This is a genomic window from Larsenimonas suaedae (assembly GCF_023712105.1).
In the GTDB taxonomy this organism is placed as follows: domain Bacteria; phylum Pseudomonadota; class Gammaproteobacteria; order Pseudomonadales; family Halomonadaceae; genus Larsenimonas; species Larsenimonas suaedae.
This window is the reverse complement of sequence record NZ_JAMLJI010000003.1, coordinates 164,609-177,646: the sequence shown is the minus strand read 5'-3', so window position 1 is coordinate 177,646 and position 13,038 is coordinate 164,609. Positions and strand designations below refer to the sequence as shown.

Sequence of the window (13,038 nt, the reverse complement as noted above, 5' to 3'; positions counted from 1 at the left end):
CGTCGATCTGGTCTTCCTTTGGGAGAAGACGCTTGATCCAATGAGGGCCGCTATACGGGACGACCTGACGGTGTTACAGGAAGGCGCAGGCGAGGAGGGCGCGAGCCACGGAGCGCTCATAAAGCGCCCCGGGCCCATGACAGGATGCTCAGTCGGGCTGTCTGACCAGTTGGTTGCGCCCGGCGCCGAGGGCCACGATCATTGCTCCCAGCCCGATCAGCCCGAGCAGAATGCCGACCACATCCCAGCCGCCCGACCAGTCGTGCAACAGCCCGACCAGCAGTGGGCCGAAGGCGGCCAACACATAGCCAAAGCCCTGCGCCATGCCGGAGAGTTCGGCGGCGGTGTCGGCATCCGGCGCGCGCAGCGCCAGAAGCGTCAGCGCCATGCTGAATGTGCCGCCCTGACCCAGGCCCAGAATCACCACCCACAGCCATACACTCTGAATGGGCGCATACAGACAGCCCGCCAGGCCGCACAGGGTAAGCAGCATCACGCTGATCAATACCGCCCGCTGATCGTTCATGCGACCGCCGATCAGGGGCGCCACAATGGCGGTAATGACCTGGCACAGGATCGAGACCGACAGCGCCAAACCGGCCGTGACCGGTGTTACACCGCGATCCTGCAAAATGGTTGGCAGCCAGCCGAACACCGTGTAGGCCAGCGATGACTGCAGCCCCATGAACAGCGTCACCTGCCAGGCCAGAGCGTTGCGATACAGGGAATGGCCGTCCCGTTGGCGTACGCGGGGAATGTGATTGATCCGAAGTTGCGGAATCCAGACCAGCGCGGCGATCACGGCCGGGATCAGCCAGAAGGCCAGCGACGGTTGCCACTGGTTACCGAAGGCCTGACGCAGCGGCTCGGTCGCCCCGGCGGCCAGCGAGGCGCCCAGATTGAGTGCCACGGTATAAAGGCCGGTCATGAGGCTGACCCGGGCGGGGAAGTCGCGTTTGACGATGCCGGGCAGCAAAACATTCATGATCCCGATACAGGCACCTGCCAGCGCGGTGAACACGAAAAGCCCCAGCGTGCCGGTCACGGGCCGGGCCAGCAGTATCACAGCCAGCAAGATGAGAATGATGAAGATGGTGCGCTCGGGGCCAATACGTCGTGACAGTTTGGGGGCCAGCGGCGCGGCAAGCCCAAGACAGACCACCGGCAGTGTGGTCAGAACCCCCAGGGCGGCGGGAGACAGCGACAGCCCCTCGGCGATATTTTTAAGGACGGGAGAGACGCTGGTCAGCGCCGGCCTCAGATTGATCGCTACCAGCAACAGCCCCACCAGTGCCAGTGCCGCCTGAGACCCCTTCTTCGTATAGCTTACCGATGACATGCCACAACATTCCCTTGAGAGCCAAAAAAGTGCCCCATTCTGGGGCAGAACGTTGCATCAGGATAGACGGCGACATCATTTGTGGGTCGTCTCGTCAATCATGAGTGACATGCACCGCACTCAGCGTATGCTCATCTCGTAAGCGATGATCGGTGGCCTTGGGGCATGAGTTCTGCGATACGGTGACCAGTACGGTGCGAGTATCTGTTGTCTCTTCACACGGCAAGGTCTTCAGTTGGAAAGAACGCCGAAGAACCTGACTAACGCGCCAACAGGTTTTGCAACGAAGGCCGGCCTCATTGCGCATTGCCAACCCCTTGTTTCTCACGAGGGCCATGCTGCGGCGTGTGAGTGGCGTCGTCGATACGTCCGAGGGCGTTTATTCGTATGAGCGCCTGCGGTGAGGGTGAATCGAGTTATATCGAACTGACCGATGAAACGCGGCACGGGTAGAGAGCCAGAAAGGCAAACGTGCGAAGAGGGCGGTGGCGCCCGTTGTGTGCCATTCCTGGGCAAGCGTGATGAACTTATTGCGCACGATCTCCTGATGCTCATTCTGCTCACGCTTTCTTTCTTCGGCGGGATCGATGCCTTTGGCTATAAGCCGTCTTGCATCAATGCGCTTTTCCCGGGCCTCTGCGAGTGTAGTTTCAGGGTATGTCCCAAAACTGATCATGTTGCGCTTTCCATTGGGACGCACGTAGCGAAAGCGCCATCCCTTGCGGCCATTTGGAGAAATCCTGAGTTCTAATCCCGACCCATCGGACAGGGTGATGACTTTGTCCCCTGGCTTACTTTTCGAGACTTGTTGGGCAGTTAGAGGCATCGTGGCATACCGACATTCTTCGAACAGTGGGTTAGTCCACAACGTATACCATGAGTATGCCGGATTAGGTAGGAATGGCCTGGACTTTCTGGGAATGGTTTTAAGGTTACTTCTTTGAATTTAAGGGTTTTTTTGGAACCGCTTGGACGTGTCAGGAACGTCAGGTGGCGCCCCCATCAGGATTCGAACCTGAGACCTTCCCCTTAGGAGCGTCAAGGTGAGGTTTTTTTGCCGAATCCAGACGCATCTATCTAGGTCTAATAATGTATAAAATTTATACATTAATCAGTGGCTTAAGTTATTTTATTGCTTGTGAGTCGTCCAGGGTTGTCCAAGGGTATACAGCGCTATACAGTGATCTTGTTGGGGGCGCTGTTGGGGTCCAAAAATTGGGCATCTGGAGAAGGCAAGTGACTGAGATCACAGGGAAACGAAAAGCGATAACCACGTCCAAGGGCGTCGAAAACTTCTCTGTGCCTGCAGGAAAGAAAAAGGCACGGCTTACGGTATCCAATAGCGGGTATGGTGGACTTGCCTTGGAGGCTCGAATTGAGCGCGAGGCAAAACGCTGGATTTACCGCTATAGAGACGCCGATAAAACTGTCGAGCAACAGCTGGGTAGCTACCCACAGATGGGCTTGGCCGAGGCGCGAAAAGCGCATCGCGAAGCGGCTGAGCTGTTAAGGCAGGGCATTGACCCCCGAAAGCACCGCAAGGCAGAAAAGGCGCGTAATCAAACCGCCTGGACCATGGATGATGCCTTTGAGCGTTGGATAGAGTTTTATGCGTCAGCTCCTGCACGCTCTGGCAAGGCACCTACAGCGCGAACGGTAGCCAAGCAAAGAGGGCGCTGGCGGCTTTACTTGAAAGAGCCATTGGGTGGCGCATACGTTCGAGACATGACGCGAAGGTACCTGATCGAAGTGTTGGAGAAGGTCTCTACCCGAACGAGAGAAGAAGGGCGCCAGTGCCTTACCCTGTTGCGCCAGCTACTCGATTACTGTGAAGACCGAGAGCAAATCCAGGACAACCCGGCAGCTGGCCTCAAGCCTGCAAAGATCAAGGCGCGCCCCGGTAAACCTCGCGAGCGTCATCTCAATCTGGCCGAAATCAAGGTGCTTTGGGAGTCAATTAATGAAAAGCAGCGTGTGGTAGAAGGTGTTGCTTCCTCTGTCGTTCTTTCGTCTTCAGTGGCCAATGCCATAAAGCTGCTGATGCTGACGGGCGCCAGACGTGCAGAGGTTGCATCGATGCAGTGGTCAGAGGTCAAAAAGGAGACTTGGACGATTCCCGCTGAACGCACGAAAAGTGGCCGAGAGCATCGGATTCATCTCTCTGCTCTAGCGCGATCAATATTGACCGAACAGCGCCGGTTTTCGAGCAGCGAGTTTGTGTTCGAGTCAAATCGAAGCCCTGGAAGGCCAATACATTACGACACGGTTACTTCGGCCGTTGCCAAGTTGCAGGGTCGCAACCGCAAGGAGCATGACCCCTCCGCACCTCTTTACCATCTCGATCATTTTACGGTGCATGATTTGAGGCGGTCGGTGGCCACCATGTGGACGGAAACATTCATGGCAGACCCTTTGCTGGTGGATGCCATGCTGGCGCATGCGCCCCCGAAGTTGCTCGGCACCTATAACAAAAGCAAGCGTTACCAGATGCAGGCCGATGTATGGGAGCGCTGGGGGCAGGCAGTATCAGAGGCTGCCGAGGCCGAGCCTCAGGGCAACATAGTATTTCTAGGCGCGCGTTAGATACTTTGAATGCGCATCAAGCGTTTCTACTGGTCTGGTTTTAGGCGGGTTCTGAAACCTGCGTGCCGTGTTTTTGATTGATCGGGGCACTCAATTTCTCAAGTTTCTCGGTAAACCAGTTTTTCTTACTGCTCGTAATCAATAGTTGTTTACGCGCTCTGGTCATCCCGACATACAAAAGCCGTGCCTCCTGCGCCTTTTGTTCATCGTTGTCCGCCAATTCTCCAATGCCGCACAGCAGGACAGTATCAAACTCTAGACCCTTGCTGCTGTGTCGACTGAGCAGTACGACTTGATTAGCCTCGGGGTTGTACGCGCGCTTATCCTCTTTGCCAGAAAGGCAAACGCTAGGAATGCCTTCGTCCTCTAAAAACTTTTGGAAGAAGTGGCCAACGTTATTGTGTGGGTACACGATGGCAATGGTATTGAGCTCAACCCCTTTTTCCTGCCACTGAAGAATGCAGCGTGCGAGAAAACGGCCTTCTTCCTCCAGCGTTTTCTTTTTTCGGAAGACGGGGTGAGGCCCGCTAATGCCCGCTACCTCGGGGGTGATCAGCGGGATATGATCATCATCAGCGTCCTGAGCCTGGATGAACTCCTTTGCGAAATCATAGGCAAAGGTCAGGATCTCACGTGTATTTCGATAGTTGAGCTTGAGGATGGTTGTACGCCCGCGCGCTTGAATGCCCGCAGCTGATAGCGGGAAACCAAACGAGTTTTTCCGGTAGATGGATTGAGCGTCATCGTAAAGAAGCAACAAGGAATCAAGCTCAGGGTCAATCATCTGCACCACCAGCTTGAGCCATTCCTGCTCGAAGTCGTGACCTTCATCGATGAGTAGGGCGCTGTACTGTGCTCTGGGAATCCATGACTGCTCCACTCCCTGAATCACGCTTTCAACCTGGCACTCGAAAAACTTCTTGCCGTTTTTCACCACAGAAACGTGATAGGTCTTGAGCTGCAGAGCGCACCATTCGTGAAAATGGTGGATGTGTACCTTGTCGCCGACGCCTTTTTCAGCAAGAAAGTGCCGCAGCCGGGCCGCCAACGTCACGTTAAAACACAGCACCAGGATCGGTTTTTGCACTGTCTGCGCCAGATACAAACAGCGGTATCCCAGTATCAGTGTCTTTCCGGACCCGGCCACGCCATGAATGACGCGGTGACCGCTGCCGAGGCTTCTGGCCAGCTGTTCCTGCTGAATATCCATGATGCGCACGATATCCGGAACCAGCGTTTCAGCCGCGGTCTCATCACTTTCATTATCGAATAGGTCGAGGCTTGGCCCACCAATGCGAACTTCGGGAAAAAGGTGCCATCGGATTCTATCAATTTGTGGCACGCTCAGGGTTGACCCGAAATTGTGCTCGAACATGTTCCAAAGCTGCTGCTGGAACACTTCGCTGTCCGTCTTTTCAAGCATCTCATCCTGAAAGATCACGCGGTGTGCGGGAAGAATCCGCTCCTGTGCCCCCTCACTCATAATGCCGTTCCACTGCTTGCGAGTGATGTTGGTGAACACGGCGCCATACGTGTACGGAAAGCACAGTTTTCCTTGGTATCGAGCAGCGGTCTGGCTTAGCTGCGGATCCCCTTTCATCTGATCCAGAGTCTCGTGGGTACGCTGTCTAGCTTGCGCGAGCGGATTGCTGTCTCGGACTTGCCCTTTTTGCGTATTGAGGAGCGCGCTTTCCTTGTCGATCGTTTGAATGGTATCGAGCTTCCAGTCCTTTACCTCCAGAAAAAGCAAACCTCGGCTCGGGTGCAAAATGATGAAATCCGGGTAGCGGCTTTTTCGACCGATCGGGATGTCGTACCAGATCAGATAATCGTCTTCCAGAAAGCTCTCAAGGCGCCTACCCAGCCGCCGCTCTCCGGAGGTCATTCTCGAAATGGTGGAAAGCGCGGGGATGATTTTGGCCATGTAGTTATCGTCCAGCGGTGGGAGGGCGGCTTTATTAAGTTATTTTGATTTAGGCGTTACTCTAACGAGCCGATAATAGCCTTTCAATTCAAAGTGCTGCCTGGAGCCTGTTCGGCACAGATGGCGTCACTGGGTCTGGACCGCACTGCGTCGAACGCTTTGCGCGTGTAAGATAACTCTTTGTCTTTTAGTCCAATCGATTGCCCAGTTCCATATAAGGCTAGTGTTTGATTGGCAGAAATTTACCGAAAGCCTAAAGATGGCTGGAGCCTCATGTTGCTTGGTATCTTCTACGTAATTACTTAATTCACTTACCATAAAGATATAGCCAGTAGTTTTATGCATTATTGCGATGATGGTCTTCATTAAAGCGCTACATGCTGGCTCGTCGTAACGAATAAACATTGCATCGGAGGTTTCATTGGTTAACGGAGATACCGGTAAGCGCCTGTGGGCTGCGGCTGACCAACTGTGGGCCAACACAGGGCTCAAGCCCGCTGAGTTTTCAGCTCCTGTACTGGGTTTGATTTTCCTGCGTTTTGCTGAGAAGACCTACGCTGCCGCTGAGGAAAAACTTGGGCCGATTGGCTCAGGTGGCCGACGCAAGGTGAGCAAGGCTGATTATCAAGCTGAAGGCGTGGTTTTCTTGCCGGAGATTGCTCGGTTCTCCTACCTGCAGTCGCTCACCGAAGGCGACAATATCGGCAAGGCCATCAACGAGGCCATGAAGGCCATAGAGGAAGAGAACCCCGATCTCAAGGGAGCCTTACCCCGCACCTACATACGCCTTGAAAACTGGGTATTGATGGAGCTGCTCAAACAGCTTGGCCCGGTGGACCTATCAGGTGACGCCTTCGGCAAGATTTATGAGTATTTTCTTGGCGAGTTTGCACTCAAGGAAGGCCAGAAGGGCGGTGTATTCTATACCCCTGAGTCCATCGTTAAACTGATTGTGGAGGTGCTGGAGCCTTTCGAGGGGCGGATATACGACCCTGCCTGTGGTTCCGGCGGTATGTTTGTTCACTCTGCTGATTTCGTAAAGCGTCACCACAAGACAGCGATGAGTGAGATCTCGATTTTCGGTACCGAGAAAGATCAGACTACCGTCAACTTGAACAAGATGAACTTGGCAGTGCATGGCCTCTCAGGCGATGTGCGAATAGCCAATACCTACTACGAAGATCCCTTCCATGCAGCCGATAAGCTGGGGGGACGCTTTGACTTCGTCATGGCCAACCCACCGTTCAACGTCTCCGGAGTGGATCGAGAGCGTCTGGAAGGAGACCCACGCTTTCCATTCGGGATACCCAAGACCGGCAATGCCAACTATCTCTGGATTCAGCTTTTCTATGCCTCTCTAACACCGACTGGCCGTGCTGGCTTCGTCATGGCGAACTCGGCAGGTGATGCCCGTGCCAGTGAACAGACAATCCGCCAGCAGTTGATCGAAAGCAAAGCGGTAGACGTCATCGTTTCGGTAGGACCGAACTTTTTCTATACGGTGACGTTGCCTTGCACTCTGTGGTTTTTCGACCGAGCCAAAGTCGAAACAGATCGAGCTGACAAAGTTCTGTTTATCGATGCTCGTCATATCTATCGCCAAGTCGACCGAGCACATCGTGACTGGCTACCGGAACAGATCGAGTTTCTAGCCAACATCGTACGCCTTTACCGTGGGGAAGCCCTGGAGTTGGATCAGGGGAGTGATGCGCTGTTGTCTGAGAAGGGGCTAGACAATGGCTATAAGGACATTCCAGGTCTATGCAAGCTGGCTACTCGGAAGGATATCGAGGCGCAAGGGTGGTCATTGAATCCGGGACGTTATGTTGGAGCATCAGCAAGAGAGGGTGATGACGTAGATTTTTTGGAAAGGTTTGAAGAGCTATCTGAAGAGCTTGAGGTTCTAAACTCCGAGTCTCAAGAACTACAATCGATCATCTCCCAAAACATTGCCCGGATCATGGAGACCCCTTCATGAGCTGCGACCCTAACTGGCATGAAGTACCTCTGTATGATGTTTGCGAATCGATAATGGACTGTGTAAATAAAACAGCTCCAAGTGTTGACTACGCTACGCCTTATAAGATGATACGGACGACTAATGTCCGTGACGGATGGGTTTCTCTAGATCAAGTCAAATTTGTTGATAAAGAAACATACGACAAGTGGATCAGAAGACAAAAACCACAGAAAGGCGATGTGATTCTTACCCGAGAGGCTCCACTTGGCGAAGTGGGAATGTTAAGAAGCGATGAAAGAGTTTTCTTGGGGCAGCGCCTTGTATCTTACAGAGCAAATCCTGAGAAGCTGGACAATAGGTTCTTACTGTACGCTTTTCAGGGATATCATCTTCAAACACAAATAAAAGCATTAGGGTCAGGCTCGACCGTAGAGCACATGAGAGTTCCAGATGCTAAAAAGCTCAGGATCTCACTCCCAACATTGAGTACGCAGCGTCAGATCGCATCCATCCTCTCAGCCTACGATGACCTCATAGAAAACAACACGCGTCGCATTGAGATCCTAGAAGAGATGGCCCGACGGTTATACGAGGAATGGTTCATCTACTTTCGGTTTCCGGGTCATGAAGGGATGAGCTTTAAGGAGAGTGAGCTTGGAAAGATTCCGGAAGGGTGGGAGGTTCGTCGACTTGATGAAGTTGTAACCTTAAATCCAAAAACCAAGGTTCTGAAAGAAGGTGAGAAGTGGTTTGTCCCTATGGGAGCCTTATCAGAATCGGGCATGGCTGTTGGTCCCTTGGAAAAAAAGACAGGCAACAGTGGAGCAAAGTTTCAGAACGGTGACACTCTGGTCGCTCGGATAACGCCTTGCCTTGAAAACGGTAAAACTGGGTTTGTGGACTTCTTACCCGAAGAACAAGCAACTGCTTGTGGCTCCACCGAATTTATTGTGATGCGCTCTGTCCGATTGTGCCCTGAGATGACTTACTTGCTAGCTAGAAGTGATCGATTTCGTGACGTTGCTATCAAGAGCATGTCTGGCGCTACTGGCAGACAGAGAGTACGTGTAGAAAGTCTTATAGAGCTACCTGTAGTCCAGCCTGATGACGCTACGTTGAATGCCTTTCAAAACTTCGTTGCACCATGCTTCAAGCAGATTCGCAAGCTTTCAAAGAAGAATACCAATCTCCGCGCTCAACGTGATCTGCTGCTTCCCAAGCTGGTCTCTGGCGAGACGGATGTCTCTGATATAACCATGCCTGACCGCAAGGAGGTCGAAGCCGCATGACACCCCCGCCGTCTCCCGCTTATGCATACTCTGAAGATGCCCTGATTGAGCAGCCCGCTATCGAGCTTTTTGCTGAATTGGGCTGGGATACCCTCAACCTCTACAACGAGTGGTCTGGAACAGTATCAAGCGAGGGACGGCAGACGCAGCAGGATGTGGTACTGGTATCGCGGCTACGGACTGCGCTGGAAAGACTCAACCCATCTTTGTCCAGTGATGCTTTCGAAAAGGCTATCGAAGAGCTGACACGAGACCGCTCCAAGCTGCTCCCACTGAATGCCAATCTGGAGGTCTACCAGCTTCTGAAGCACGGCGTAAAGGTTGAGACTACGGACGAGCATGGCGATACCGTCAACGAGACGGTCGATGTCATCGATTGGAAGGAATCTCTAAGCAATGACTTTCTGCTTGTCTCACAATTCTGGATCAGGGGTGATTACCATACCCGGCGTACTGATCTGATCGGCTTCGTGAACGGGCTTCCTCTACTGTTCATCGAGCTGAAAGCCAGCCACAAGACCCTCAAGGCAGCCTACGATAACAACCTGACCGACTACCGCTCGGTGATTCCTCAGCTGTTCACTTATAACGCTGCGCTGATGCTATCCAACGGCTCCGAGACTGTAGTGGGCAGCACCTTCTCGGGCTGGGAGCATCTGTTCAAGTGGAAGCGAATCAACGACGAGGGCGAGAAAGGCGTGGTGTCTCTTGAGACGGCCATCCGTGGTATCGCTGAGCCGGAAAGGTTGATGGATATCGTCGAAAACTTCACGGTTTTCGAAGAGGCGGCAGGTGGCACCATCAAGAAGATCGCCAAGAATCACCAGTATCTTGGGGTCAACAAGGCCATCTCAGAGCTTCAGCGCGTCAAAAACCGTCCTAAGGACGAGGCAGGGCGGCTCGGTGTGTTCTGGCATACGCAGGGATCAGGTAAATCGCTGTCGATGGTGTTCTTCACCCAGAAGATCCATCGCAAGATCACCGGCAACTGGACGTTCGTGATCATCACTGATCGCAATGAGCTGGATGAGCAAATCTACAAGACCTTCGCCGCGACAGGAGTAGTCAAGGAAGTAGAAGCTCATGCCGAAAGTGGCGCGCATCTAAAGCAACTCCTCATCGAAGACCATCGCTATGTCTTCACACTGATTCAGAAGTTTGGCACCAAGAAGGGCGAGCCCTATCCGAAGCTGTCCGACCGTCAGGACATCATCGTTATCACCGATGAGGCGCACCGCTCTCAGTACGACACACTGGCCATGAATATGAGGACAGCGCTGCCTCATGCTGCGTTTCTGGGTTTCACGGGTACGCCGCTCATGGCTGGTGAGGAAAAGACCAAAGAGGTCTTCGGTGACTACATCTCGGTCTATGACTTCGGCCAGTCCATCGCGGATGGGGCAACGGTGCCTCTTTACTATGAAAACCGTATCCCCGAGCTTCAGCTGATCAATGAGAACCTCAACGAAGACCTGACAAAGCTGCTTGAAGAGGCGGAGCTGGACGAAGAGCAGGAGAGAAAAGTTGAGCGGGTCTTTGGCCGTGAGTATCACCTGATCACACGCGGTGATCGCTTGGATGCTATCGCCAAGGATCTAGTTCAGCACTTCGTTGGGCGCGGCCATCAGGGCAAGGCGATGATGGTGTGCATCGACAAGGCTACCGCCGTTCGGATGTACGACAAGGTTCAGGAGCAATGGAACGCTCACTGGGCCCAACTCAAGGCCGAACTACCTACAGCCCCTGAAGATCGCCAGGAGTTGCTTGAACACCGCATTCAGGTCATGACAGAGACTGACATGGCAGTGGTGGTCTCTCAGTCGCAGAACGAGGTCAAGGAGCTGAGCGATAAAGGGCTAGACATCATGCCCCATCGCAAGCGGATGGCGAATGAAGACCTCGATGAAAAGTTCAAGGATTCAGCTGACCCGCTGAGAATGGTCTTTGTCTGCGCCATGTGGATCACGGGTTTTGATGTGCCGTCATGCTCGACGATCTACCTCGACAAGCCAATGAAGAACCACACCCTGATGCAGACTATCGCCAGGGCGAATCGCAAGTATTCGAACAAAGAGGCAGGGCTGATCGTCGACTACGTTGGCGTGTTTAGAAAGCTCCAGGAAGCGTTGTCGATCTACGGAGGTGATAACGCTGGATCAGGTGGTGATGACGAGCCTATCAAGGACAAGTCAGAGCTACGGGAGCACCTCAAGCATCTATTGGCCCGAGCCGTGGCCTTCCTCAGCGAACGCCATATTAATCCGGAAGCAATCAAGGCCGCCGAGGGCTTCCAGAAAGTGGCTTTGCTGGATGATGGCGTAGAGAAGCTGCTGGAGAGCGATGAGACTAAGAAGGCATTCATGAACCTTGCTCGTACCATCTCCAGAGTCTATCGAGCGATTCTTCCCGACCCCGAAGCCAACAATCTGGCTCCTGATGCAGTGCTAATGTCGGTGCTGGCTCAGAAGATCAAGTCGCGGGTGCCTGAAGTCGACATATCGCAAGTCATGAAGGATGTAGATGATCTGCTGGACAGGTCAGTCGCGCCAGTGCCGTATATCATCGAAGATGAAGACGACAAGCCTCTCTATGATCTCAGCCAGATCGACTTTGAGAAGCTCAGGGAGAAGTTCGACAAGGGCAAAAAGCGGACAGAGGCAGAGAAGCTCAAAGCGCTGCTGAATCGGAAGCTGGAGACCATGATTGCCCAGAATCCCACTCGTACCGATCTCATGGAGAAGCTCCAGAAGCTGATCGACCGTTACAACGAGGGGAGCATCAACGTCGAGGTTCTATTCAATCAGCTCATGACAATCACGGATGACCTTCAGTACGAAGATCAGCGGGCTATACGTGAAGGACTGTCTGAAGAAGAGCTGGCGTTGTTCGACATCATCACCAAGTCCGCGCCAGAGATGACCGATAAGGAAGTGGCTCAGGTGAAGGTCATGTGTCGGGAGCTACTAGAGACCCTCAACAGGGAAAAACTCGTACTGGACTGGCGCAAGAAGGCGAAGGCAAAAGGTGATGTACGGCGCACACTAGAGATCGTTTTCGACCGTGGGCTGCCCGAAAGCTTTGATGAGAATATCTACGAGGAGAAATGTGAGACGGCCTTCCAGCACATCATGATGAGCTACTTCGGGGGCGGCCAAAGCGTCTACGCATCAGCATCCATGCGATGATCCTGTTGCCACATAAGCCATCAAAGTCATTTGTTATCAAGGAATGAGGTACATGCAAGCGGAACTGGTATTCAACCTGTGGGCGTTTTGTGACTCTGGAACTGAAGCCATCTATGCCTTGTCAGGCAGAGCGTACAACATCGAAGGAACGGATCAGGAAAAGCTCGACTTTCTGAAAACAGCCTCACGCACTGACTACCTGACAGCCGAAAGACTTAACGTGCCAGACCGGTTCAAGATCTATGTCGGAGATGAGGAAAAAGCCGGGTTCACTTCTCTCAACACACTGAATGATCCGAATGCTCAGCTCTTCGAGGAAGTCTTCAAAAGCGTTGAAGATGAGTTGCCATTACTCCCTGACTTCTCTGGCCCCGAGCCCATAGCCGTTCAACAGAAGATCCCAAACGATCCGCTCTGTGTTGTGACCACGCTCTATGAAGATGAGTCTGGCAACATCCGCCCGATTATTACTGAGAAAGACCGCGAGTGGGTCTCACAGTAATCAGCTGATCTACTGCCTTGAGATGAATGTACTTGAAGAGAGCGGTACGGGGTATTTGTTGTTAATCTCAATATATTAATAATCACCCTGATGATGAGCTATGCAGAGTTGGTGGGGCGAGTAAGCCAGGATAGAAGGTCAACGTAGATGGGCGCCGGGATTGCCGTTCAATATAAGAGGTGAAGAATTGAACGGAACCGACAGAACCAGCGGAACGCTTAGTAACAACGGGCTTTATAGGGTTCCGCAGCGCACT

8 protein-coding genes are annotated in these 13,038 nt (G+C 53.1%); 5 read left to right on the top strand and 3 right to left on the bottom strand.

Annotation, left to right across the window (positions count from 1 at the left end; genetic code table 11):
* Positions 1-148 precede the first annotated feature (148 nt).
* Positions 149-1,339 carry a CynX/NimT family MFS transporter gene (locus tag NAT49_RS10345; RefSeq protein WP_251593885.1) on the bottom strand — a complete coding sequence of 397 codons (1,191 nt, stop codon included), beginning with the start codon at positions 1,337-1,339 and terminating at the stop codon, positions 149-151.
* Between the two features lie 379 nt (positions 1,340-1,718).
* Positions 1,719-2,165 carry an Arm DNA-binding domain-containing protein gene (locus NAT49_RS10340; RefSeq protein ID WP_251593883.1) on the bottom strand — a complete coding sequence of 149 codons (447 nt, stop codon included), beginning with the start codon at positions 2,163-2,165 and terminating at the stop codon, positions 1,719-1,721.
* A gap of 410 nt (positions 2,166-2,575) precedes the next feature.
* On the opposite strand from NAT49_RS10340, the gene NAT49_RS10335 reads away from it, so the two are divergent.
* Positions 2,576-3,922: a tyrosine-type recombinase/integrase gene (locus NAT49_RS10335; RefSeq protein WP_251593881.1), complete on the top strand. Its 1,347-nt coding sequence runs from the start codon at positions 2,576-2,578 to the stop codon at positions 3,920-3,922.
* 40 nt (positions 3,923-3,962) lie between these two features.
* On the opposite strand, the gene NAT49_RS10330 is transcribed toward NAT49_RS10335, so the two are convergent.
* Entirely contained in the window at positions 3,963-5,846 is a 1,884-nt protein-coding gene (locus tag NAT49_RS10330) for a 3'-5' exonuclease (protein WP_251593879.1), read from the bottom strand.
* Between the two features lie 421 nt (positions 5,847-6,267).
* Here NAT49_RS10330 and NAT49_RS10325 point away from each other — a divergent pair, with 421 nt between their 5' ends.
* From NAT49_RS10325 to NAT49_RS10310, 4 genes are read left to right on the top strand one after another with little or no spacing between them, the layout of a single operon-like run.
* The gene (locus NAT49_RS10325; protein ID WP_251593878.1) at positions 6,268-7,824 is read left to right on the top strand and encodes a type I restriction-modification system subunit M; all 1,557 of its coding nucleotides are present in this window, start codon (positions 6,268-6,270) and stop codon (positions 7,822-7,824) included.
* Positions 7,821-9,095 carry a restriction endonuclease subunit S gene (locus NAT49_RS10320; RefSeq protein WP_251593877.1) on the top strand — a complete coding sequence of 425 codons (1,275 nt, stop codon included), beginning with the start codon at positions 7,821-7,823 and terminating at the stop codon, positions 9,093-9,095. The genes NAT49_RS10325 and NAT49_RS10320 overlap by 4 nt, the downstream gene beginning before the upstream one ends.
* Positions 9,092-12,280, top strand: a complete 3,189-nt coding sequence (locus NAT49_RS10315) for a type I restriction endonuclease subunit R (protein WP_251593876.1) — start codon at positions 9,092-9,094, stop codon at positions 12,278-12,280. The genes NAT49_RS10320 and NAT49_RS10315 overlap by 4 nt, the downstream gene beginning before the upstream one ends.
* A 52-nt stretch (positions 12,281-12,332) precedes the next feature.
* Entirely contained in the window at positions 12,333-12,782 is a 450-nt protein-coding gene (locus NAT49_RS10310; protein ID WP_251593875.1) for a hypothetical protein, read from the top strand.
* Positions 12,783-13,038 lie beyond the last annotated feature (256 nt).